Origin of the sequence: Streptococcus thalassemiae (genome assembly GCF_903645285.1) — a bacterium.
GTDB classification, from domain to species: domain Bacteria; phylum Bacillota; class Bacilli; order Lactobacillales; family Streptococcaceae; genus Streptococcus; species Streptococcus thalassemiae.
The window spans coordinates 197474-219737 of sequence record NZ_CAHJXN010000001.1; the positions used below are offsets into that span (position 1 = coordinate 197474).

24 protein-coding genes and 1 pseudogene are annotated in these 22264 nt (G+C 40.8%); 4 read left to right on the forward strand and 21 right to left on the reverse strand.

Features of this window, described 5'->3' with window-relative positions; translation table 11 throughout:
* Positions 1 to 2: 2 nt before the first annotated feature.
* From HWX15_RS01110 to HWX15_RS01195, 18 genes and pseudogenes are all read right to left on the reverse strand, one after another.
* Positions 3 to 1007, reverse strand: coding sequence for a PhoH family protein (locus tag HWX15_RS01110; RefSeq protein ID WP_175880008.1), 1005 nt, complete (start codon positions 1005 to 1007; stop codon positions 3 to 5).
* A gap of 84 nt (positions 1008 to 1091) precedes the next feature.
* Positions 1092 to 1307 (reverse strand): YozE family protein, encoded by a 216-nt coding sequence (locus HWX15_RS01115; RefSeq protein ID WP_001232089.1) that lies wholly within the window; start codon positions 1305 to 1307, stop codon positions 1092 to 1094.
* Positions 1308 to 1315: 8 nt separating this feature from the next.
* A complete protein-coding gene (gene cvfB / locus HWX15_RS01120) occupies positions 1316 to 2170 on the reverse strand; it encodes an RNA-binding virulence regulatory protein CvfB (RefSeq protein ID WP_001095459.1) in 855 nt (284 codons plus the stop codon).
* A gap of 59 nt (positions 2171 to 2229) precedes the next feature.
* Complete coding sequence (gene frr / locus HWX15_RS01125) at positions 2230 to 2787, reverse strand: ribosome recycling factor (RefSeq protein ID WP_001262225.1); 558 nt, start codon at positions 2785 to 2787, stop codon at positions 2230 to 2232.
* A gap of 8 nt (positions 2788 to 2795) precedes the next feature.
* Positions 2796 to 3533: a UMP kinase gene (gene pyrH / locus HWX15_RS01130; protein ID WP_039704027.1), complete on the reverse strand. Its 738-nt coding sequence runs from the start codon at positions 3531 to 3533 to the stop codon at positions 2796 to 2798.
* Between the two features lie 83 nt (positions 3534 to 3616).
* The gene (trmFO, locus tag HWX15_RS01135) at positions 3617 to 4951 is read right to left on the reverse strand and encodes a methylenetetrahydrofolate--tRNA-(uracil(54)-C(5))-methyltransferase (FADH(2)-oxidizing) TrmFO (RefSeq protein ID WP_175880009.1); all 1335 of its coding nucleotides are present in this window, start codon (positions 4949 to 4951) and stop codon (positions 3617 to 3619) included.
* A 235-nt stretch (positions 4952 to 5186) separates the two neighbouring features.
* Positions 5187 to 6065, reverse strand: coding sequence for a 16S rRNA (cytidine(1402)-2'-O)-methyltransferase (rsmI, locus tag HWX15_RS01140; RefSeq protein WP_175880010.1), 879 nt, complete (start codon positions 6063 to 6065; stop codon positions 5187 to 5189).
* A 2-nt stretch (positions 6066 to 6067) separates the two neighbouring features.
* Positions 6068 to 6385 carry a DNA replication initiation control protein YabA gene (yabA, locus tag HWX15_RS01145; protein WP_000358227.1) on the reverse strand — a complete coding sequence of 106 codons (318 nt, stop codon included), beginning with the start codon at positions 6383 to 6385 and terminating at the stop codon, positions 6068 to 6070.
* A 39-nt stretch (positions 6386 to 6424) separates the two neighbouring features.
* Positions 6425 to 7315 (reverse strand): DNA polymerase III subunit delta', encoded by an 891-nt coding sequence (locus HWX15_RS01150; protein ID WP_175880011.1) that lies wholly within the window; start codon positions 7313 to 7315, stop codon positions 6425 to 6427.
* Entirely contained in the window at positions 7312 to 7950 is a 639-nt protein-coding gene (gene tmk / locus HWX15_RS01155; protein WP_175880012.1) for a dTMP kinase, read from the reverse strand. Before tmk ends, HWX15_RS01150 begins: the two co-directional genes overlap by 4 nt.
* 227 nt (positions 7951 to 8177) lie before the next feature.
* Complete coding sequence (gene proC, locus HWX15_RS01160) at positions 8178 to 8975, reverse strand: pyrroline-5-carboxylate reductase (protein WP_175880013.1); 798 nt, start codon at positions 8973 to 8975, stop codon at positions 8178 to 8180.
* Positions 8976 to 8978: 3 nt separating this feature from the next.
* Complete coding sequence (locus HWX15_RS01165) at positions 8979 to 10241, reverse strand: glutamate-5-semialdehyde dehydrogenase (protein ID WP_175880014.1); 1263 nt, start codon at positions 10239 to 10241, stop codon at positions 8979 to 8981.
* A 9-nt stretch (positions 10242 to 10250) separates the two neighbouring features.
* A complete protein-coding gene (proB, locus tag HWX15_RS01170) occupies positions 10251 to 11360 on the reverse strand; it encodes a glutamate 5-kinase (protein ID WP_217703781.1) in 1110 nt (369 codons plus the stop codon).
* 100 nt (positions 11361 to 11460) lie between these two features.
* The gene (gene cbpE / locus HWX15_RS01175; protein WP_175880016.1) at positions 11461 to 13344 is read right to left on the reverse strand and encodes a phosphorylcholine esterase CbpE; all 1884 of its coding nucleotides are present in this window, start codon (positions 13342 to 13344) and stop codon (positions 11461 to 11463) included.
* Positions 13345 to 13349: 5 nt separating this feature from the next.
* Positions 13350 to 14417: pseudogene (locus HWX15_RS01180) on the reverse strand (MBL fold metallo-hydrolase); the annotation flags it as partial.
* 106 nt (positions 14418 to 14523) lie between these two features.
* Positions 14524 to 15411 (reverse strand): RluA family pseudouridine synthase, encoded by an 888-nt coding sequence (locus HWX15_RS01185; protein WP_175880017.1) that lies wholly within the window; start codon positions 15409 to 15411, stop codon positions 14524 to 14526.
* A complete protein-coding gene (gene lspA / locus HWX15_RS01190; RefSeq protein ID WP_175880018.1) occupies positions 15401 to 15862 on the reverse strand; it encodes a signal peptidase II in 462 nt (153 codons plus the stop codon). Before lspA ends, HWX15_RS01185 begins: the two co-directional genes overlap by 11 nt.
* Complete coding sequence (locus HWX15_RS01195) at positions 15859 to 16767, reverse strand: LysR family transcriptional regulator (RefSeq protein ID WP_175880019.1); 909 nt, start codon at positions 16765 to 16767, stop codon at positions 15859 to 15861. The genes lspA and HWX15_RS01195 overlap by 4 nt, the downstream gene beginning before the upstream one ends.
* On the opposite strand from HWX15_RS01195, the gene HWX15_RS01200 reads away from it, so the two are divergent.
* Positions 16760 to 16957: an AraC family transcriptional regulator gene (locus HWX15_RS01200; protein ID WP_175880020.1), complete on the forward strand. Its 198-nt coding sequence runs from the start codon at positions 16760 to 16762 to the stop codon at positions 16955 to 16957. The two genes, HWX15_RS01195 and HWX15_RS01200, sit on opposite strands and share 8 nt — an antisense overlap.
* Before the next feature lie 52 nt (positions 16958 to 17009).
* Here HWX15_RS01200 and HWX15_RS01205 read toward each other — a convergent pair whose 3' ends face one another.
* On the reverse strand, positions 17010 to 17681 hold the full coding sequence (locus HWX15_RS01205) for a CPBP family intramembrane glutamic endopeptidase (protein WP_175880021.1): 672 nt from the start codon (positions 17679 to 17681) through the stop codon (positions 17010 to 17012).
* Positions 17682 to 17899: 218 nt separating this feature from the next.
* On the opposite strand from HWX15_RS01205, the gene HWX15_RS01210 reads away from it, so the two are divergent.
* From HWX15_RS01210 to HWX15_RS01220, 3 genes are all read left to right on the forward strand, one after another.
* Entirely contained in the window at positions 17900 to 18709 is an 810-nt protein-coding gene (locus HWX15_RS01210; protein ID WP_050167256.1) for a Cof-type HAD-IIB family hydrolase, read from the forward strand.
* A 141-nt stretch (positions 18710 to 18850) separates the two neighbouring features.
* Positions 18851 to 19759: an ABC transporter ATP-binding protein gene (locus HWX15_RS01215; RefSeq protein WP_175880022.1), complete on the forward strand. Its 909-nt coding sequence runs from the start codon at positions 18851 to 18853 to the stop codon at positions 19757 to 19759.
* Between the two features lie 10 nt (positions 19760 to 19769).
* Complete coding sequence (locus HWX15_RS01220) at positions 19770 to 20522, forward strand: ABC transporter permease (RefSeq protein ID WP_175880023.1); 753 nt, start codon at positions 19770 to 19772, stop codon at positions 20520 to 20522.
* 39 nt (positions 20523 to 20561) lie between these two features.
* Here HWX15_RS01220 and HWX15_RS01225 read toward each other — a convergent pair whose 3' ends face one another.
* On the reverse strand, positions 20562 to 21440 hold the full coding sequence (locus HWX15_RS01225; RefSeq protein WP_175880024.1) for a sensor histidine kinase: 879 nt from the start codon (positions 21438 to 21440) through the stop codon (positions 20562 to 20564).
* Complete coding sequence (locus HWX15_RS01230; RefSeq protein WP_175880025.1) at positions 21437 to 22138, reverse strand: response regulator transcription factor; 702 nt, start codon at positions 22136 to 22138, stop codon at positions 21437 to 21439. Before HWX15_RS01230 ends, HWX15_RS01225 begins: the two co-directional genes overlap by 4 nt.
* Positions 22139 to 22264: the final 126 nt, after the last annotated feature.

Here is a 22264-nt window from a genome sequence, read left to right on the forward strand (position 1 = left end):
AACTATCCTTCAGATATAGGTTGAGGATCTAATTCTTCACTCTCTTCTTTTTTAACCGGTGCTGGTTCATAAGCTCGGATAATCTGAGCGACAACAGGATGGCGAACCACATCCTTGGCTGAAAAATGAACAAAGTCAATCTGATGGATGTTCTTGAGTTTCTCTTGGGCATCAATCAAACCGGACTTGACATTACGTGGCAGGTCAATCTGGCTGATATCTCCATTGACAATCATCTTAGAATTAAAGCCTAAACGAGTCAAAAACATCTTCATCTGCATGATGGTCGTATTTTGTGCCTCATCGAGAATGACAAAGGCATTATCCAAGGTCCGTCCACGCATGTAGGCAAGGGGCGCAATTTCGATAATTTCACGCTCCATGAGACGAGTTGTCTGGTCTTTTCCCAGAATCTGATACAAGGCATCATAAACAGGTCGAAGGTAAGGATCCACTTTCTCCTTAAGATCACCCGGAAGAAAACCTAGACTCTCTCCTGCTTCCACTGCTGGACGAGTTAGGATAATTCGCTTGACCTGCCCACGTTTAAGGGCAGTCACTGCCAAGGTCACTGCAAGGAAGGTCTTCCCTGTCCCTGCAGGTCCGATTCCAAAGGTCACATCGTGCTGTTTAACACTGTCCACATAAAGTTTTTGACCCAGTGTTTTGACACGGATAGGTTTCCCTGTATTATCCTTGATGATTTCTTCTTCGTAAAGGGCGACAAACTTGTCGATTTCATCGTTTTTGACCATGCTAATTGCAGTCACCACATCTGGCGTACCAACGGTCATCCCACGGTTCACCAAGACCATGAGAGCTTGAATAACTTGACGGGCTTCCTCACAGGCAGTCTCTTCTCCCAAAACCTGAACAATCTCCGTACGGGCATGAATCACCACATCCAGTTCTTCTTCCATCAAACGAAGATGGCGTTCATTGGAACCAAAAAGATGAAACAGGTCATCTGGATGACTCAGTTGAATGTCTATTGAATGTTCCTTCAAATAAAGAACCTCTCTAATCCTTTTATTTCTTTTTATTATAGCAAAGGGGCGGAGAAATTACTAGCCCAAACCCAGTGAATCATGCTAGTGTTCTAAGTATTCTTGCCAGATAGCGTCAAAGTCTCCTAGGTTGAAAGAGAAACTAGCGTGCTCCTCCAAAAAGCGACTCACCTCATCAAAATCATCGGTGTGTTTTGGGAAGGAAGACTCTTCAAAAGCTAGATCTGCCAAGATAGCCTTAGGACTATTACTTTTAGGATTGCGCTCAGTCATGAGCCAAGTGTAAAATGATTTTCTCATATGTCACCCTAGATCAATTCTGTCCCAAACTGGTCTTGCTTGATTTTACCAGCCTTCATAAGACCACCTAAAGCTTTCTTGAACTGACCTTTAGAAATGCCAAAGGTTGCCTTGATGTCATCTGGAGATGACTTATCATTTAAGGTCATGAAACCGCCATTGCTTTCCAAATAAGTCAAAATCATCTGAGCATCATTTTCCAACATTTCAAAAGAACGTGGTTTGAGGGAGAGGTTCAGAGTGCGGTCCACTTCGCGGAAACCAATGACACGCGCATCTAATACTTGCCCCAAACGTGGCTCTGCGTAACGCTCGCTAGGATGGATAAAGCCGAGCATGTTATTTTCTGGCAGGTAAACAAACGTTCCTGACAGCTTGAGGCGGTAAACAATGGCTGGCCAGTTTTGGTTCTGCATGTTGTTGTAGGCAGGACGAGCTAGACGTTGGAAATCTTCCTGATAAGCTAAGAGTCCCCAGATACGGTCTTTCTTATCCACTTCAAGACGGATGTAGAGTTGGTCACCCTTCTTAGGCCAGAGTTCCTTAAGTTCAGGGAGAATATCGAGTGACACTACGATTTCCTTGTCAGGAAGACCTGTATCCACAAAGACACCCAAGTCTTTACGAACTTCTGTTACAGTTCCCCAACCAAATTGGTCCTGAGTGGCGGTCACTTCTAGAGTGGTCAGGCGGAGTTTTTGCTTCATATCCGTGTAGGCAAAACCTTTGACCGTATCCCCTACTGTATGTTGACCTTCTTCCTTAGCAAGAGCATAGGTTTGACCATCCTTTTGCACAAAGTAAAAACGGTCATTTTCATCGATGATGAGTCCAACGATAAAACTTGCAAGATTTGTATTCATATTTCCTTCTTTCGAATAAAACTCAGCCAGCAATGCCAACTGAGTTTTTCTGTTTATTTTTAGACTTCCAAGAGTTCTTTCTCTTTGTTGGCAGTCATGTCGTCGATGTGTTTAACAGCATCGTCTGTTACTTTTTGAATGTCTTTTTCAAGAGTCTTCAATTCGTCTTCAGTGATTTCTTTTGCTTTTTCTTGTTTCTTAGCTTCGTCCATAGCATCACGACGGATATTGCGGACAGCCACTTTAGCATTTTCGCCGACCTTCTTCACTTCTTTAGCAAGGTCACGACGAGTTTCTTCTGTAAGAGCAGGGATAACCAAACGAATAACAGAACCGTCATTAGCTGGTGTGATACCAAGATCAGAAGCGTTCAAGGCACGTTCGATGTCTTTCAATGAAGACTTGTCAAATGGTGTTACTAACAAAACACGCGCTTCTGGAATCGTAATTGAAGCGATTTGGTTAAGAGGAGTTTCTACTCCATAGTATTCTACATGTACACGGTCCAGCAAACTTGCATTGGCACGACCTGCACGGATACCACCAAATTCACGAGCAAGTGATTGGTGAGACTGGGTCATTCTCTCTTTAGCTTTTTCAATAATTGCGTTAGCCATAATCTTTCTTATTCCTTTTCTTCAATATTATTTGAAACAGTTGTTCCGATATTTTCACCAAATACGACACGTTTGATGTTGCCTGGTTGGTTCATGTTGAAGACAACCAAGTCAATGTCGTTGTCCATTGAGAGGGTTGAAGCTGTTGAGTCCATGATACGAAGACCTTTATTGATAACGTCACGGTGGGTCAATTCTTCAAACTTAACGGCTGTCTTGTCTTTCTTAGGATCGGCATTGTACACACCGTCAACGCCATTTTTGGCCATAAGGATAGCATCCGCTTCGATTTCAGCTGCACGAAGGGCCGCTGTTGTATCGGTTGAGAAGTAAGGTGAACCAATTCCGGCACCAAAGATAACGATACGGCCTTTTTCAAGGTGACGAAGGGCACGTCCACGTACATAGGGCTCTGCCACTTGTTGCATGGCAATCGCTGTTTGTACACGCGTATCAACCCCAACTTGTTGCAATGAATCTGCCATCACAAGAGCATTCATAACAGTCCCAAGCATTCCTGTGTAATCTGCCTGAACGCGGTCCATTCCTGCTTCTGCAGCAGGTTCACCACGCCAGAGATTTCCTCCACCAATAACAAGGGCAATTTCGATACCTAAGCTATGAACTTCTTGAATCTCTCTTGCGATTGTTTGAACTGTTTGGATATCAATCCCTACGCCACGTTCTCCGGCAAGGGCTTCACCTGATAACTTGATTAAAATACGTTTATACTTGGGATTCGCCATTTTCACTCTCCTTCTTTTATCCTACCTATTTTATCACAATTTCTAAGATTTTTATAGTATCATGAGTAATTCTTTGAAAAAAATTAGAACGTTAAAAATTCCTCTAAGTCGGCAAGGGCACGCTCTGCAATTTTTTCATAACGAGCCTTCTTATCACGAATACGCTCGCCTTCCAACTCCTTGATAATCCCAAAGTTGACATTCATTGGTTGGAAATGTTTGCTATCGGCATGGGTGATGTAATGAGCTAGGCTTCCAATCGCTGTTGTCTCTGGGAAAATAGCCTCGCTTTCTCCCTTGAAAAGACGAGCGGCGTTAATACCAGCTACTAAACCTGAAGCTGCTGATTCAACATAGCCTTCCACACCCGTCATCTGCCCAGCAAAGAAGAGATTTGGTTGTTTCTTAGAACGGTAGGTCTGCTCAAGAAGATTTGGTGAATCCATGTAAGAATTGCGATGCATAACACCATAACGGACAAACTCGGCATTTTCAAGACCTGGAATCATTTGGAAAACACGCTTTTGTTCTCCCCATTTGAGGTGGGTCTGGAAACCAACAATATTGTATAGGCTACCAGCTGCATTGTCCTGACGAAGCTGAACCACCGCATAAGGTGTTTTAAATTCTCCATCACGAGGTCCTGTGTAGTCATCCGGATACTCAAGACCGACTGGTTTCATAGGGCCATAAAGCATGGTTTTAATACCACGTTTAGCCATGACTTCGATTGGCATGCATCCTTCAAAATACTTTTCTTTTTCAAAAGAATTAAGCGGTGCTTCTTCAGCATTGACCAAGGCTTCATGGAAATCCATAAACTCTTGCTTGGTCATGGGAGCGTTGAGATAAGCGGCTTCTCCCTTATCATAACGAGACTTGAGATAGATCTTGCTCATATCAATGGTGTTGACGTCGATAATCGGCGCTGCCGCATCGTAGAAATAGAAACCATCGCCATCATTAAGGGCATGAATCTTTTTAGCTAGGGCATCGCTGGTCAAAGGACCAGTAGCGACAACCGTAATAACATCTGTCGGCAATTCTGTAATTTCATCACGCACCACTTCAATCAAGGGGTGGTTGGCCACTTTTTCGGTCACCATTTGGGAGAAACCATCACGGTCCACCGCAAGGGCACCACCCGCAGGAACCCGTGTAGCCTCAGCAGATTCCAAAATAACAGAACCCAAGCGACGCATTTCTTCCTTGAGAAGACCAACTGCATTTGTCAGAGCATCTCCACGAAGAGAATTGGAACAAACTAACTCTGCAAAATTGTCTGTTTTGTGCTGGGGTGTTGACTTGACACCACGCATTTCATAGAGTTTAACTGGAATACCACGTTCTGCAATTTGGTAGGCTGCTTCAGAACCTGCCAAACCAGCACCGATAACATTGATATAAGATTGAGACACGACACTAATACCTCTTTGGGAGTGTGAAGACAAGGTTCACATTGAAAAAGCCAATCAAACTTAAGAGTTTTCGAATTTCTTGGCTCAGGCTGAAAAAGTCCACAGGACTTACTTCGCTCTCGAGTTTCTTGGCTCAGGCTGAAAAAGTCCCCCGGACTTTTTCACTCCCACAAATCTTTCTATTTTTTTCTTCTACTAGTATAACAAAAAAAGGGAAGAAGGCAAACTTCCCTGTTTAGTCATTTTCTTGGTTTTCTTCCCAGTCGTGATAGGCAGCGTAGAGCTGGCTCTTATTCCACTGGTAAATCTTAGCGACTTCCTTGATAACTTGGTTTTTCTTCATGCCTTTCTGGATACTAGCTTGGATTTCTAAAAATAAGTCTTCCTCGTCCTTTTCCTCCACATCCTGGCTGGCACCTTCAACGATGAGAAGGCATTCACCCTTGAGTGGCGTTTCAGCAATGCTTTCTAATAACTCAGAAATGATACCGCGTTGGTATTCTTCATAGATTTTGGTCAATTCTCTGACCAAGACGACCAATCGGTCGCCGTAGACTTCTAGCATATTTTCCAACGTATCTGCCACACGATGGGGCGATTCATAGAAAATCTGAGTTTCAGGATAGTCTTTTTTTGAGTCAAAAAATTGCTTCTGCTGGCCTGATTTTCTCGGTAAAAAACCATAAAAGATATGTGGCTGTGGCGCTAAACCACTGGCAATCAAGGCAGAAATTCCTGCAGAGGCACCTGGAACAGTCACAACCGCAATTTCTTCCCCAATGGCTGTCTTAACTAAATCATGACCAGGGTCTGAGATGCTAGGCAGACCCGCATCAGAAACCTGAGCAATACTTTGCCCTGCTTTCAAGAAACCAATCAAATCAGGAATTTTTTCCTTGGCATTGTGCTCATGAAAACTAATCTGCTTAGTAGAAATATCAAAATGCTTGAGCAGAAGACCTGTATTGCGCGTGTCCTCAGCAGCAATCCAGTCCACTTCTTTCAAGGTCTGAATAGCTCGAAAGGTCATATCATCTAGATTGCCAATCGGCGTTGCCACTAGATACAGCTTGCCGTAGGGAGACTGCCCCTTAAAACTTTTTTGAATTTGCATGCCTACTCCCTGTACAACAACTCGTCACAGAACATACATTCCTCGTCCTGCTCTCGACGTTGTCCATAAAAATCATTACATACGTGAAAACCATCTTTATAAATGCGACGGACACTTTCGCGAACATGTTTAGCCTTGACGGGAGCATCTGCTTCCACCTCACCCAAGCGTTCGCGCAACTTACTATTTTCCAAACGAAGAGCTGTATTTTCCTCTACCAGGCTCTTGAGATTTTTCTTGATGGCTTCCACATCGGCCAAGGTTACCAATAACTGTTGGGAAAAATCATCCAGTGCGTCAAATAATTCTTTTTTGTCCATAAAACAGCCCTTTCCTTTCTTTATCATTCATTTTTGAGTTTATATTTCTTTCAAGACCAGATATTCCATAGCATTTTGAAAGCTGACATTAGCTTGCCACATTTTTCTAGCTTCTAGCAAATCTTGTAGAATCACTCTTACTCTTGCTTGTAGGATATCTTGCCCACAGAGGACTTCAAGAATCCGTAAAACCTGATCTTGTTTTTCCTTGTCATCTGCCAAGCTAGCTAGTTTAGCAACTTGCAAATAACTTTCTTTTTTCTTAGCTAATAACCAAGTCAGCAGGCGTTCACTTTCATCGACTAAGGTCCAAAAACTTACCTGATTAGCCAACTTTTCTGCTTCAGCTCGTGATTGACTAAACTGGGCTAAAAGAGTCGCTTTTTTCTTAACCAACCCCATTTGTTCTAAGAGTAAGATGAGTTTCTCTTCTTGTTTTTTAAAGTGGAAAATCTGGGTCCGACTTCGGATTGTCGGCAACATCTTTTCCTCATCGCTAGTCAAGAAGAAAATATAAACCTCACTCTGGGGTTCTTCGATGACCTTGAGCAGAGAATTAGCTGCATTGGGATGCATCTTTTCCGCTTGTTCAATGATAAAGACCTGTTGCTGACTTTCAATCCCTGCTTGGGAAAACTGACCCACCAATTCTCGAATGCGTTCTGTCTTAATAACCTGATTGACTGGCTTAATCAAGGTGACATCGGGAAACTCTCCCTGTTCAATCAGCTTACAATTTCGGCATTTCTCACATGGTAAAACGCCTACTTTATCCGTACAAAAGAGACTTTTAGCTAAAAATTGCGCCATTTCCAAGCTTCCAAAGAAACCTGAAAAGAGGTAGGCATGATTGAGCTGCTCTTGTTCTAGGATACGAACAAAGCGGTCAAACTGGTCTGGCTGCCAAGACTTTAGTTGATCTTGTTTCATTTAGTTAATCCCATTCTATCAAACAAGACAGCCTTGGTAGTTTCCACAACTTGCTCCAAAGGGAGACTAGCATCAATCTTGACTATGCGATTTCCTTCTTTGTCCAGAAGAGAAAGATAGCCTTTACGGACTTTTTTATGCAAGTCCAACCCTTCCAAATCCAAACGATTGACCTCGCGATTGCTATTAGCAGCAATGCGAGCCAGTCCTTCTTCCACCTCGATGTCAAAATAGAGTGTCAAATCGGGTTTAAGGCCATCTGTAGCAAACTGATTGAGCCAGTCAATGGCCTCGATATCTAAGCCACGGCCAAATCCCTGATAGGCAAGAGAACTATCGATGAAACGGTCCATAATAACCAACTTACCAGCTTCAAGTGCTGGAAGAACTTTTTCCACCAAGTGCTGCCTGCGACTGGCAATATAGAGAAGGAGCTCTGTTTTAGAATCCATCTGAGTATGACTTGGGTCCAAAATTACTTCCCGAATCTTCTCTCCTATCAAGACTCCGCCAGGTTCACGAGTCGTCAGCACCTCTACCCCTTTTTCCTCTAAAATTGGGAGCAGAGCCTCTAAAACACTGGTCTTTCCTGCTCCCTCTGGTCCCTCAAGAGAGACTAAAAATCCTTTTGACATGTCTAACTCATTTCTTTTTTACTACTTCTATTCTATCAAAAAAATAGGGGTTTGTGACAATCTTTTTGCTTCTCATTTCATACTCAATGAAAATCAAAGAGCAAACTAGGAAGCTAGCCGCAGGTTGCTCAAAACACTGTTTTGAGGTTGCAGATGGAAGCTGACGCAGTTTGAAGAGATTTTCGAAGAGTATCAACCACCATAAAAGAGGCAGACAAAGCCACCTCTTATTTACCTAGTTCTTGTGTTCGTTTATAGGCTTGATGAACTGCATCCATGACCGTTCCTCGAAAAGCATGCGCTTCTAGGCTTGCTACACCAGCGATAGTCGAACCGCCTGGGCTACAAACTTGGTCTTTCAAGACCCCAGGATGTTGCTGACTTTCAAGGACCAATTGACCAGCTCCTACCACAGTTTGAGCCGCCATTTTCAATGCCGTTTCTCTTGGCAATCCCGTCTGAACACCCGCATCTGCCAAGGCCTCAATAAAGAGATAGACAAAGGCTGGTCCACAACCTGCAAGACCTGTCGCTGCATCGATTAAACTTTCTCCTAGTTCAACCAAGAGACCAGACTTGGCTAAAAGCTGATAAAAGAGCTCACTGTCCTCAGCCCTGCAATTAGGAGACAAGGCATAACTAATCACTCCTTGCCCAATAGAAGCAGGGGTATTTGGCATCATACGAATAATTCGGTGTTGACTTGGGATAAGACTTGCTAGTTTTTCTAAAGTCAATCCAGCTGCCATGGAGATTAAAAGAAGACTTTCTCTTTTTTCAAGGATAGACTGGTATTGAGCAAGTAACTCAGAAAACTGAGCTGGCTTCACTCCTAGAAAAATCACATCTGCTTCTGCGAAAATTTCTTCATTGCTAGAAATCTGACCACCAAAGTTAGCGATGAAAGCATCCACCTTAGCTTGACTACGATTAGCAAGGAGAATCTTATCTGACGGTCTAGCCTGCAAGACAGACTTGGCCAAGCTAGCTCCCATATTCCCCAAACCGATAAATCCAATCTTCATCTCTTACTCCCTTATTTGTCCGTCACCAGTGACCACATACTTGTAGCTCGTCAATTCTTTTAAGCCCATTGGACCACGCGCGTGCAGTTTCTGAGTTGAAATCCCCATTTCACATCCAAGACCAAATTGACCTCCATCTGTGAAACGAGTTGAAGCATTGACATAGACAGCTGCCGAGTCCACTTGATCTGTAAAGTAAGCCGCAGCTTCAGCATTTTCAGTCACAATGGCATCCGAATGATGGGTACTGTGGGCTTCAATATGCGCGACCGCTTCTTCTAAACTGCTCACAACCTTAACAGCTAGGACATAGTCTAAAAACTCGGTGTCAAAGTCTTGGGCCTCAGCTGCGTAACCTGAAACAAACTGACTTGCTTTACTATCCAAGCGGAATTGAATTGGTTCCACCCCAGCTTCTTTACGCTCTGCAACTAGAACTTGCTCCAAGCGAGGAAGGAAGCTTGCTGCCTTGTCTTCATGAACCAGTAGAACCTCCATGGCATTGCAGACAGAAGGACGACTGGTTTTGGCATTGTTGATGATAGACAGAGCCTTGTCTTCATCTGCATCCTTATCCACATAGACATGGACAATCCCAGTTCCTGTCTCGATAACAGGTACGATAGCATTCTCAACCACTGCATTGATCAAACCGGCTCCTCCACGAGGAATAAGAAGGTCTAGATATCCCTTGGCCTTCATCATAGCATAGCTACTTTCACGGCTAGTATCTTCCACAAGTTGAATCACATCGGGATGAATGGTCGTTGTCTCCAAGCCTTTTTTCAAGGCTTTAACAATAGCATGGGCAGTTTGATAGGCATCCTTACCACTACGAAGAACAACCGCATTCCCACTCTTGAGAGCCAGAGCAGCCGCGTCAGACGTCACATTTGGACGGCTTTCATAGATAATACCAATAACACCCATGGCCACACGTTTTTTGGTGATAACCAAGCCATTTTCAAGATGATTGGTTTCTAAAACTTCACCGATTGGATCTGGTAAAGCAACCACTTCACGAATCCCAGTTGCCATTGCTTCTATACGACCTGCATCCAAATAAAGACGATCCAGCATCACATCTGAGATTTTACCCTTAGCAGCTTCCATATCAAGGGCATTGGCTGCTAAAATTTCCTCAGTAGCTGCTAATAAGTAATCAGCCATGGCTAGCAAGGCTTGGTTTTTTACCTCTTCACTAGCTGTGTTGATTGATTTTTTAACAGCCTGCACCTGTTCAAATTGTTCTTGTGTACTTACCATAGTTTACCTCTAAAATTCTGTAAAGAGTAGTTGGATTTCAGGAGTAATGGAAATCCAGTCATCACGGTGAATCAGGACACCCTTGGCTTTGTTAGAACGCAACATATCCTCCAAAGCAGATGCACCAAATTGCACACGCCCTTTTCCAAGTGATTTTCCACTTTCCTTGTCAAATACTGTCACAATATCGCCGTAAGAAAAGGCGCCTTCTGCTTCAACAATACCAGATAAGAGAAGACTCTTTCCATGTTGGGAGAGAGCTTCCGCAGCCCCTTTATCAACCCAAATAGAACCTTGACTCTGAGCATAGAAGGCCAGCCATTGTTTCTGGGTACGAAGCCCCTTCTCTTGAGCAACAAAGTAGGAACCATCCTTGGTCTCCTCAGCAGCCTCAATCATGGCATCTGACTTCAAGGATGAGCAGATATAAACAGGAACTCCTGATTCCGTCGCGATAGTTGCAGCTTTGATTTTGGTTAACATGCCACCTGTACCATTAGACGAACCTGCTCCACCGGCCATATCAATAATCTCACGATTGATGGTCTCGATTCGCTCCAAGCGTTTGGCTCTTGGGTCTGAATTAGGATTTCCAGTATAAAGACCGTCGACGTCTGTCAAGAGAACCAAAAGGTCTGCTTGGACCATGGCCGCCACCTGTGCACTCAGAGTATCATTATCCCCGACCTTGAGCTCATCAATAACGACACTGTCATTCTCGTTGATAATAGGAATCGCACCACGGCTAAGTAGAACTGACAAAGCCTGATGGGCATTTTTATAACGACGCTTATCCACAAAATCGTCCTGGGTCAGCAAAATTTGGGCAGAAACGATTTGACGTAAGAGAAGATTAGTTGTGTATTCTTCTAACAAAAGCCCTTGCCCTACCGCTGCTGAAGCCTGTTTATCAGCAATCTTAGTCGGACGCTTTTTAAATCCTAAGGCCCCAAAACCAGCTGCAATGGCACCTGACGACACCAAAATCAATTCATGACCAGTCTCGTGCAACATAGCCAACTGCTGGGTAATAGCCTTTACCTTACTACGTGATAAACTTCCATCCTCATTTGTCAGAGAAGAAGTCCCCACCTTAAAGACAATCCGTTTGTATTTCATAGTCTCACTCCGATTCTTCATATCTATCCATTATAACATGAATGGTAGGAAATAGAAAAGAGTTGATAGGAAAAAGAAGGCCCTAAAACCTTCTTTTTTACTACTGTTCTGATTTCGATTTGTTTGCACTCATTTCAGAGCTTTGTGAAGTTGAAGAAGTCAAATCTTGACTAGTTGAAGAACTTGTAACACTTTCATGTTGACTCGTTTCTTTATTTTCAAGATCTTTTTTCACTACTTCTTTGAATTCTTTTATTTCTGAGTTACTTGTATCTCTAGTTGTAGCAGATTTCTCGATCGGAACATCCACTAACCAAGCACCACTTGAATCAACAGTATAGCCTTCCGGTGTCTTACCATTCACAAGTAATTGACCATTTTCTTTCAAGAAGTACCATTTATCATTGTCTTTGATCCAACCAACAGCTCGTGAACCGTCTGTCTTGTAGAAGTACCAAGCATTTGCCTTTTTAAGCCAACCTTGCTTCATAGCTCCTGAATCTTCCAGATAGTAATGATGACCAGCGACTTCTATCTCACCTGTCTTCATAATGCCAGTAGAATCCATATAGTACCAGATTTCTTTATCTTTTACCCAGCCTGTTTTCATTTCCCCTGATTGAGCAAAGTAATACCATTGTCCCTTATATTGAAGCCAACCTGTCTTCATAGAGCCATCGTTTGATAAATAATAGGACTGACCTCCAGTATTTACCCAACCAATTTCCATCTGATTTTCTTTGTTGAAATAATACCAAATTCCATCAATTTTCTTCCAATTTTTAGCAGAAGCACCAGAGTCTGTCAAATAGAACCAATGATTGTTCCATTTTTTCCATTGATTCTGTAACAAGATACCCGTTTGGTTAAAGTAATACCATTCACCTTCGATTTCATTCCAACCGACAGCATACTCTCCTGTAGAATCAGGCGCTTGATACCACCAGTTCCCATACGCACTCTTATGCCAACCAGCTTGAAAACTTGGAATCGGCTTGTAGGACGTTGAAATATTGACAAAACCATCTTGTCGAATATCAAAAACTGTTGCATCATAGTCTTTGCTGGCTGCGTTGATTCTTTCAATTCCTCGTTCTTTGAGCCAATTGACATACTCACTATCAACACCATTTTTCCAAGGTAAACTATCCGAGGTTTGAACAATCAAACTCGGACTCAAATTTTTAATGAAATCCTTGGTGTTTGATTTATTGGTATCACGGTGATGGTTAAACTTCATCAAATCAACTTTTCCAATGAGAGGACCATACTTGTCTTCTGCTCCATGAACATTATCTAAGTCGCCCCCAAGGTAAATTTTCTTACCATTGACTTTTACTACGCTAATCAAGGAATTAGAATTATCATCCCAAATTTTCTTTAATTCACCTGATGAATCTGTTTCATTTTCATAGTTATAGAGTTGAATATCCATGTCCCCAAACTGAAAATGAGCATCTCCTTGTGTGATGTTTTGAATAACTGAAACACCTTTTTCGGCGGCAGTCTGTAAAACCTTATCATAACCGTACAAATTATCCCATAAACGTTCAGAATTAGTAATACGATTATCACTATATTTTTTAAGATAGACTCGGTCAACTGGATAGGTAGACAGTAATTCATCAACATTTCCAATATGATCACTGTGGGTATGGGTCACCAAAATAAAATCAAGTTTTTGGACACCCAATTCCTTCAAACGACGAAAGACACGGTCTGTCAGAACATGCTTATAAGACGTTTCAATTCCTTCTCTCCATGGATAACGAGAATCACTTCCATCTGGGAAATCATAATCTTCTCCTGTATCCACCATGGCAAAATGTCCATTGCTTTCAAGAATAATCGCATCACTGCCACCTTCTTGAACATTTATAAAGTGGATTTTATTTTCTGAACTTTCTTGAGCTTGAACATTCCCATACCATGACAAACCTAAAAAAGCGCCTGCAAGTGCTAAACTAATCAATTTCTTTTTCATTATTGCTCTATTAGAATTCCTTTTTGATTAAAATAATATCTTTTTCCATCAATTTCGTTCCAACCGATAGAATAATTTCCTGTAGAATCTGGTGCTTGGTACCACCAATCGCCATTAGATTTCTGATGCCATCCTGAAACAAACGATGGTATTTTTTTATATTGTTTACTTATATCAACTATGCCATTTTGTCTAATATCAAAAACAGTTGCATCATATTCTGTACTAGCTGCATTTATTCGCTTTATCCCTAAACTATCTAACCATGCTATATATTCAGGGTTGTCTACAATAGGACTATCATAAAAACCTGGAACAGCATCACTTGTCTGCACTATGATTTCTGGAGATAGATTTAATATAAAGTTTTTTGTATTTGATTTTTCGGTATCCTTATGATGATTAAACTTCATCAAATCAACTTTTCCAATAAGAGGACCATACTTGTCTTCTGCTCCATGAACATTATCTAAGTCGCCCCCAAGGTAAATTTTCTTGCCATTGACTTTGACTACACTAATCAAGGAATTGGAATTATCGTCCCAAACAGGTTTAAGATTTCCATTCTCATCATATTCATTTTCATAATTATAGAGCTGAATATCCATGTCTCCAAACTGAAAATGAGATTTATCTGCCGATATATCTTGAATTAATTTCACCCCATTACGATTTGCAGCTTTAATCGCATTATCATATCCGTAGAGATTATCCCACAAACGATTTTTATCAGTTATACGACTATCATCATATCTTTTCATATAAATACGATCAACAGGGTATTTATCTAATATTTCATCCATATTTCCAATATGGTCACTGTGGGTATGGGTCACCAAAATAAAATCAAGTTTTCGGACACCCAATTCCTTCAAATGACGGAATACTCTATCTGTCATTACATGCTTATAAGAAGTACCGATTCCTGGTCTCAAAGGATATTTAGGATTACTACCATCAGGAAAATCATAATCTTCTCCTACATCAATCATGGCAAAATGACCATTACTTTCCAAAATAATAGCATCACTTCCTGCAGTCAGTACATTAACAAAATGTATTTTATTACTGGAAAAGCCAAAATATTTTTCTAGCGTTAACCCATTATATATATATATATATATATAATTAAGATTGCAGTTACCATAATTATACTGGACTTCTTTTTACACTTCATTCTTACTTCCTCAATCTCTCTAATGTTTCCTTAAAAATTTCTGGGATATCTGCTGTAAATTCCAAGATCTCACCTGTTCTCGGATGAGTAAAACCTAAAGTCTTAGCATGAAGAAATTGTCCATGTCCTTTCAAAGTCTTGCGAGGACCATAGACTTCATCACCAGCGACTGGATGGCCAATATAAGCCATGTGAACACGGATTTGATGGGTACGCCCTGTCTCCAGTTGCAACTCCACTAAGCTATAATCACCAAAGCGTTCCAAAACGTGGAAACGAGTCACTGCAGGCTTCCCTTTAGCAGTCACAGCCTGTTTCTTACGGTCTTTTTCACTACGGCCAATCGGCGCTTCAATCACACCACGATCATTGGGCAGATTTCCATGAACAATCGCCCAATATTTGCGTAAAGACTTTTTATCCTTGAGCTCTTGGGCAAGTGCTAGATGCGCCTCATCATTTTTAGCAATCATAAGAAGACCTGACGTATCCTTATCAATACGGTGAACAATTCCTGGGCGTAGAACCCCATTGATACCCGACAAGTCCTTAATATGATACATAAGGGCATTGACTAGAGTTCCACTGGTATGACCAGCACTCGGATGCACAACCATTCCCTGAGGTTTGTTAACGACAGCAACGTCCTCATCTTGGTAGATGATGTCTAGTGGAAGATCCTCAGCCACATACTCTAAAACCTCTGGCTCTGGTACATGGTAAGTGACGACATCGCCCTCTTGAACTGTGTATTTAGCTTTCTTTACTTGACCATTGACCAAGACCTGGCCTGATTTGATTTGTTCATTCGCGAGACTGCGTGATAATTCTGTCAAATCCGACAAAGCCTTATCTAAGCGCAGACCACCAATTTCAATTTTAATTTCCATTTATTTCCTCTTTTAGCATTGCAATCAATAAAATAATCACTCCAACAGTCAGATAGCTATCTGCCACATTGAAAATTGCAAAATTGATAAAGTCAAAGTGAAACATATCCACAACAAAGCCCTGACTCACCCTGTCAATAAAATTTCCAAGACCACCTGCAATGATCAAAGTCAAACCCAAGACCATCCAGAGTGACTCCTCCATGTGTTTATGTAGATACCAAATGGCACCTACCACGACAACCAGAGTAATGATAGCAAATAAGAACTGCTGATCTTGTAAGATAGAAAAGGCTGCCCCTCGATTTTGCAGGTAGGTCAAGCTAACGAAATTGGGAATCCAAGAACGCACTTCACCCAGTGGAATCTGCTGGACGATATAGGATTTGACCAACTGATCCAGCGCAATCAAAAGCAGTACAATGACTGCCACTATTCCTCTTTTTTTCATGATTTCCTCTTTTGATCAAAATATTCTTGCATGACTTCTACGAAAAGAGTCCCAGCTTGACTAAGCTCTACTTCTTCACGTTTAACATAGACCATGCGATTATCTAAGTTATCCTTGAGACGAATAACTGTAATGCCATTCACACTGTCACTATCTAAAAATCCAGAACCTGTCGCATAGGCATCCGTACGCTCCAAAATACCATTCAAGGTGGCACGGTCTGTCACATTAAACATCTGTGAGCTCGCACTGGTATCGACAAAGTTCTCCGAATAATAAAGGTACTCGTCTTTCTCTTGAGTAAAACGAACTGTCGGTAAATCCGCTAAATCCTCCATGACCAGTTCCTCTTTCTGAGCCAAAGGATGCCCCTCGCGGAGATAAATATGGGTATAGAAGGGAATCAGTTCAATGACTTCAAGGCCTAACTTTTCAACCCGTTGCATGATCCCTTTTTTATTTTGATTGTTGAGGTAGATAATCCCAATCTCACTGTGCCCCTGAGCTACTTCGTCTAAGATTTGAACAGTAGTTGATTCAAAAATACGAAAGTTCTTATAGTCAGGATAGCGCTCTGAAAAAGCCGTAATCGTCGGTGGCAAGAAGTCATAGTGCTGACTAGCAATGGAAAATTCATCTTTTTCTTCTTCAGGATTGGCATACTGATTTTGAAAAATATCAAATCCTTTAACCAATTCTTGCGCTTTTTCATAGAATTCCATACCTCGACGAGTCAAGAAAGTCCCTGAGCTGGTCCGACGGAAAATCTTAAAACCCAATTCTTTTTCCAAATCACGAACAGAAATAGACAGACTCGGCTGACTAACATACATCTTTTCAGCAGCTTCACGAAAAGTACCGCTATTTGCAATAGCCACAACATAGCGTAATTGTTGAATGTTCATCTTCTACCCCCAACTTCTTTATCTTTTCATTATACCATATTTTAGAAGTTTTCCAAAAAGGAAAAAAGAACATCCTATTCTTCTTAACTATCTTCACTATCTACCTTTCTCAAGCCAATCTTATTTTCAAAATCAATTCAAAAAAATAACTGGATACACACCACTCCAATATCGAAAAGAAAAACGTTGACTATTTGTGAAAAAAAGAAAATGCCGGAAAGTTCCGACATTGTTTTAGTAAGCTAACTTCCTGAAAATAGGAGTAACCATACATTCCAGAAGGCAGTGATATTGATGAAAATATGAACTAGTATTGGATAGTAGAGATTTTTAGTCATGCGATACAATAGAGCCAAAATAAGCCCTCCGCTAGCATAAATGAAAAAAGCAAGAAGAGTTAAAGCAAAATTGATATGAATATAACCGAAAATAATAGCAGAAAGCAAGACATCTCCGTACCAAGGCGAGTTTTTGAAAAAGGTTGTCATAAGCACACCGCGATAAATCAATTCCTCAGCAATAGGGCCGATGAAGCAAGCTATGAGCAAAAAATAGGGTAATTCCTGTCTCCCCATCATTTCTATCGTTTCATTCAAAGAAATTTGATTTGAAGGCGGGGATATGAAATAAGACAAGAAGAAGTCCGACATATGCAAAATGATGTAGCCCAGTAAAAGGTAGATAAAGTACCTCAACTGCCACTTGAAATGAAAAGTCTTCTTTCCTGCAAAAACTAGTAGATAGATGACTGCTGACAAAAGAACACCACTTTCCAGCAAAAGTAGAATCTGAAAAAACTCACGACTTGCTGGTAGATAGGACTTTGCGAGATGATTGAAAACTCCCCAAAACCAAGTTGAGTTGTAAAAAATTAAGGATAATGCTAGTAAAATCTGAATAATTCGTTTTTTCATCTTAAATCCTCTGTTTTCCTTGGCTAGCTTATTGAATAGAATGGTTTACTTAACTGTATAACAAGTTTAGTATAGCATATCTTGGCCAAATATCCTCTTCAAATCATGAATTGTTATCAAAACATCTTAAACTGTAAAATCAATTAGCCCCAAGCTTTCTATCAATTTCTTCTCCAAAATATGCTATAATAATACCAAAAGATAAAGAAGGAAGACCTATGATTAAACTACTAGCCTTGGATATGGATGGAACCCTCCTCAATGAAGCCAAGGAAATCCCACAAGCTCACATTACTGCTATTCACCAAGCCATTGAAAAAGGTGTCAAACTAGTTCTCTGTACGGGGCGCCCGCTTTTCGGCGTCCTCCCCTACTATAAAAAACTGGGGCTGGATCTCCAGAACGAATATGTCATTGTTAACAACGGTTGTTCAACTCACCAGACAAGTGATTGGAGTCTGATTGATTGGCAAGAACTCAGTCCAGCAGACATCGAGTACCTCTATGACCTAGCTGAAAAAAGTGATGTTCAGTTGACTCTTTTTGACGAGACACATTATTTTGTCCTCGGTGGCAAGCCCAATCAAGTCATCCAAAATGATGCCGAACTAGTCTTTTCAGACTTGACAGAAATTTCTCTTGAGGAAGCGACTAGTGGCAAGTATCGCATGTTCCAAGGTATGTTTTTAGGTACAGAGGAGCAAACAGACGATTTTGAAGAGCGTTTTGCTGAGGAGCTTTGCCAACGATTTAGTGGAGTTCGTTCGCAGCCTGTCATTTATGAAGCTATGCCACTTGGAACGACAAAGGCCACTGCTCTTTCTCGACTAGCTGAGATTTTGAAGATTGATTCCTCAGAAATCCTGGCCATGGGCGATGCCAATAACGATATCGAAATGCTCCAGTTTGCAGGGCTTGGAATTGCAATGGGAAATGCCAGCGATTATGTCAAATCTCTTGCGGATGCCGTTACAGCAAGCAATGAAGAAGACGGTGTTGCGCGTGCCATTGAGAAATATATTTTATAATTAAGAAGCCCAGTTCGTGTCAACTGGGTTTTGATATTTAAGAATTCCTAAAACTTTAGAAACTCTTTAGAAATCCTTGAGTTTTCTTTGATTTCTATGCTTTATACTAAAGTTATCAAAATAAATCAAAAGGAGAGAATCATGAAAACAGTACTTGACATTCATGGATTGTCCAAAAACTTTGACAAACAAGCTATCCTTCAGGATCTTCATCTAACGGTAAGAGAGGGAGATATTTATGGACTTATCGGGAAGAACGGAGCTGGGAAAACCACCTTGATAAAAATCATTACGCAACTACTCTTTGCGGATAAAGGGACTGTTTCCCTCTTTTCTAGTCAATCGGAAAATGAGTGGACCAAGGCCCTATCTCGAGTAGGTTCAGTGATTGAATCACCTGTAGCTCATAATCACTTAACAGCCTATCAAAATCTGAAATATTACTGTATGATTCGTCATATTCCAAATGCTGATCAAGTCATTCGAGAAACGCTGGACTATGTAGGTTTGGCAGATACAGGTAAAAAAGTCTTTCGAGATTTCTCTCTTGGAATGAAGCAAAGACTTGGCATCGCCATTGCCCTCCTATCCAAACCAGACTTCCTGATTTTAGATGAACCTATCAACGGTCTCGACCCAATCGGTATCAAAGAATTTCGACTCATGATTCAACGGCTCAATCAAGAGAAAGGGATCACTATTCTCATCTCTAGCCATATCTTGTCAGAACTCTATCTCCTAGCTAATCGCTTTGGTATTTTAGATCAAGGCAAGGTTATCCGTGAAATCAGCAAAGCTGAATTTGAAACACTAAGTGAGGATTATATTGTGCTTAAGACAGCTGACCAAGAGAAAGCTTGTCAAGTATTGAAAGAACAAATCCAGCTCCAGTTCAAGGTTGTTAATCCAGAAAATGAAATCCATATTTTTGGTCAGGAACAAGATGTCAAACAGATTCTTAAGGAATTAACCTTGGCAGATGTTGACATTGACGAGATTTACTATGCCCGTCAAAACCTAGAAGAATACTTCACTCAATTGGTCCAATAGGAGGAAAATCATGATACATACCATTCAAGCAGACTTTTACCGTCTTTTCCGTTCCAAAGGATTCTGGATTACAGAGTTCATTCTCTTTGTACTCATGTTAATGGGGGCTATTTTTGGGGCTACTGGCCATCTGATGGCAATTCAGACAGAAGAACCAGAAATTCCAACCCAAGGTTGGAATGGTGTGCAAGCACTTATTAACGCATCTAGTCAAGGTTCAAACCTCGTTTTTCTCTGCATCATTCTTGCTTGCCTCGTTCTTGGAGTTGATTTAATCGGCAAACTCTATAAAAATAATTTAACAGTGGGTGTTTCTCGTACCGAGTTTTTCCTTGCCAAAGCCTTTGTATTGACTTCTATTGCACTTTTACAAGTGATCATCTGTCTTGTAATTGCCTTTATTCCAGCAACTATCTTAAATGGATTTGGAACTATGCCTGATGGCTTTATTGGAAATCTACTGATAACCATTTTCCTTCAATTATTTTGCCTCCTTGCTTGGCTTTCCATTGTTTCCTTTATTCTCTATGTGAGTCATTCTTATCTTGCAGTATTTATTGGTTATTTTGTCAGCTCTATCTTACTTTCTATGCCAATGCTCATTTTTCCAAATATCAAAATTTTGCCATATTTGTCCTTGCAATTTACCTATGCTATGACTGCTAATAGTGAGTCCATTTTCTACACCATTATAGTTAGCTTAGCTGTTATTGTAATCTTTAATATAGGTGGACTGATAGTTTTCAAAAAGAAAAGTCTATAAAAAAGACCTCCTCTAGCCTACAGAGGAGGATTCTTTTCGTTAAAAATAAATGAAAACTGACAACCACTGCCCATCTGTGCTTAGTTTCATCTCTGCACCGAGAAGATGACATAATTCCTCAGTGATATAAAGGCCTAAACCAGAGGATTCTTCTGTGTCTGATAGATTTTCAGAATAAAAACGATTGCTGAGATTCTCTATTCTTTTGATGGGCTGTTTGACAAGGTTTGCAATTTCTAAGACAAGCTGTTCCTTTTCCTTTCGCAAAGATAGCCGCGCTTCTTCCTTGCCATGTTTTAGGACATTTCCAAGCAAATTTTGTAAAATTCGATCCAGCAAGTCTTCATCAGTCCTCATTTTTAAACCAGCTTCAACCTTAAAATCAAGCGTGATATTTGCCGCCTGAAAAACATCATAGTAAGCCAGAGTCTTTTTGGTGATAACAGCTGAAAAATCCACTTCTTCCAGTTTCGGTTTGACAGCTCCTTCCATCAAACGACGATATTCTAGGAGAGCCTCCAAACGTTTGGAAACTAAATCAAGATGCTGGGCTATTTTTTGTAAGGTTTCTGCTTTGTCTTCAGGAGACTTTATCAATTGTTGGGTGTAGCCTGAAGCGATAGTCAAAGGCGTCCGAATATCGTGGGCGATATTGCTGATGGCCATATCCAGAGTCTGCTTTTCCCTTTTCATCACCAATCGAGATTGTTCTACTTCCTGAAATAGATTCTCAATCTGCTGGTAGAGATGTAAAAAATGTTTGGAAAAAATGCTGACTCCGACTCTTTTCATGCTACCTGTGAGAATCTTGTCTTCAATCTGTTGACTCAGACTTTCAAGTGCTAGATGGTAGCGAATCAATGCAATCGATAAAACAATTAGGAGTACCAGTAGAACAAAGATTATCATGTAGGTCATTGCTTGTCTCCTTTTAATCTTACCCCAACTCCCCAGATGGTTTCAATATATTCTTGATTTGGGTCAAGCTGGTTTAATTTTTTACGAAGATTACTCAAATGCGTATTGAGGGTATTATCTCCAGGTAGGTAGCTATCCTCCCAGACCAATTCATAAAGTTCTTCTTTGGTAAAAATTTTCTTAGGATGTTTAAGGAGAGTTTGGAGGATCAAGCATTCTTTTTTGGCAAGGCGAATCGTTTCCTGACTATTTTTGATTTCAAAACTCTCTGCATCAAACTGGATATTTTTCAAGTTTTGTGGCAGATTTTCAGTTTTTCCTATTTCCATAGGCTGTTTTTCTGCACTTTGACGTAATTGAACAGTAACTCTTGCAAAGACTTCATCCAAGTCAAAAGGCTTGACTATGTAATCATTGGCACCGTCTAAGAGGTATTGACTGATTAATTTCTTATCGCCCAAAGCCGTTAGCATAATGACTGGAATTTGACTTTGTTCCCTGATAGCTTTTAAAACCTGATCCCCATTTTTCCCAGGAAGCATGATATCTAGCAAAACGAGGTCAATCCCACCTTGGTCAAAAAGCATGATTCCTTCTGTACCAGAAAAGGCTTGAATCACCTCATGCTCTTCAGTAAGAAGTGTTCGTAAAATCTCTTGAATGTCACTATTGTCTTCAATAACCAATATCCTAGCCATAACTACCAACCTTTCTGAAACTATTATAGCATGTTTTATTGATAAAGCTTAAACAGAAAAGCTCCTCGCATCAAAGCGCGAGAAAGTCTTAGAGGATTAAAATATAAAATCCACTTGCTAGACAAC

What these genes read in the sequence shown, in the direction of transcription:
- HWX15_RS01215 (WP_175880022.1), top strand. Translation starts at nt 18,851, where the DNA reads ATGAAAACAGTACTTGACATTCATGGATTGTCCAAAAACTTTGACAAA.
- HWX15_RS01185 (WP_175880017.1), bottom strand. Translation starts at nt 15,411, where the DNA reads ATGGAAATTAAAATTGAAATTGGTGGTCTGCGCTTAGATAAGGCTTTG.
- cvfB (WP_001095459.1), bottom strand. Translation starts at nt 2,170, where the DNA reads ATGAATACAAATCTTGCAAGTTTTATCGTTGGACTCATCATCGATGAA.
- yabA (WP_000358227.1), bottom strand. Translation starts at nt 6,385, where the DNA reads ATGGACAAAAAAGAATTATTTGACGCACTGGATGATTTTTCCCAACAG.
- lspA (WP_175880018.1), bottom strand. Translation starts at nt 15,862, where the DNA reads ATGAAAAAAAGAGGAATAGTGGCAGTCATTGTACTGCTTTTGATTGCG.
- HWX15_RS01225 (WP_175880024.1), bottom strand. Translation starts at nt 21,440, where the DNA reads ATGACCTACATGATAATCTTTGTTCTACTGGTACTCCTAATTGTTTTA.
- tmk (WP_175880012.1), bottom strand. Translation starts at nt 7,950, where the DNA reads ATGTCAAAAGGATTTTTAGTCTCTCTTGAGGGACCAGAGGGAGCAGGA.
- cbpE (WP_175880016.1), bottom strand. Translation starts at nt 13,344, where the DNA reads ATGAAAAAGAAATTGATTAGTTTAGCACTTGCAGGCGCTTTTTTAGGT.
- HWX15_RS01115 (WP_001232089.1), bottom strand. Translation starts at nt 1,307, where the DNA reads ATGAGAAAATCATTTTACACTTGGCTCATGACTGAGCGCAATCCTAAA.
- HWX15_RS01150 (WP_175880011.1), bottom strand. Translation starts at nt 7,315, where the DNA reads ATGAAACAAGATCAACTAAAGTCTTGGCAGCCAGACCAGTTTGACCGC.
- proC (WP_175880013.1), bottom strand. Translation starts at nt 8,975, where the DNA reads ATGAAGATTGGATTTATCGGTTTGGGGAATATGGGAGCTAGCTTGGCC.
- HWX15_RS01220 (WP_175880023.1), top strand. Translation starts at nt 19,770, where the DNA reads ATGATACATACCATTCAAGCAGACTTTTACCGTCTTTTCCGTTCCAAA.
- frr (WP_001262225.1), bottom strand. Translation starts at nt 2,787, where the DNA reads ATGGCTAACGCAATTATTGAAAAAGCTAAAGAGAGAATGACCCAGTCT.
- HWX15_RS01195 (WP_175880019.1), bottom strand. Translation starts at nt 16,767, where the DNA reads ATGAACATTCAACAATTACGCTATGTTGTGGCTATTGCAAATAGCGGT.
- pyrH (WP_039704027.1), bottom strand. Translation starts at nt 3,533, where the DNA reads ATGGCGAATCCCAAGTATAAACGTATTTTAATCAAGTTATCAGGTGAA.
- HWX15_RS01200 (WP_175880020.1), top strand. Translation starts at nt 16,760, where the DNA reads ATGTTCATCTTCTACCCCCAACTTCTTTATCTTTTCATTATACCATAT.
- HWX15_RS01230 (WP_175880025.1), bottom strand. Translation starts at nt 22,138, where the DNA reads ATGGCTAGGATATTGGTTATTGAAGACAATAGTGACATTCAAGAGATT.
- HWX15_RS01205 (WP_175880021.1), bottom strand. Translation starts at nt 17,681, where the DNA reads ATGAAAAAACGAATTATTCAGATTTTACTAGCATTATCCTTAATTTTT.
- HWX15_RS01165 (WP_175880014.1), bottom strand. Translation starts at nt 10,241, where the DNA reads ATGGTAAGTACACAAGAACAATTTGAACAGGTGCAGGCTGTTAAAAAA.
- rsmI (WP_175880010.1), bottom strand. Translation starts at nt 6,065, where the DNA reads ATGCAAATTCAAAAAAGTTTTAAGGGGCAGTCTCCCTACGGCAAGCTG.
- HWX15_RS01210 (WP_050167256.1), top strand. Translation starts at nt 17,900, where the DNA reads ATGATTAAACTACTAGCCTTGGATATGGATGGAACCCTCCTCAATGAA.
- proB (WP_217703781.1), bottom strand. Translation starts at nt 11,360, where the DNA reads ATGAAATACAAACGGATTGTCTTTAAGGTGGGGACTTCTTCTCTGACA.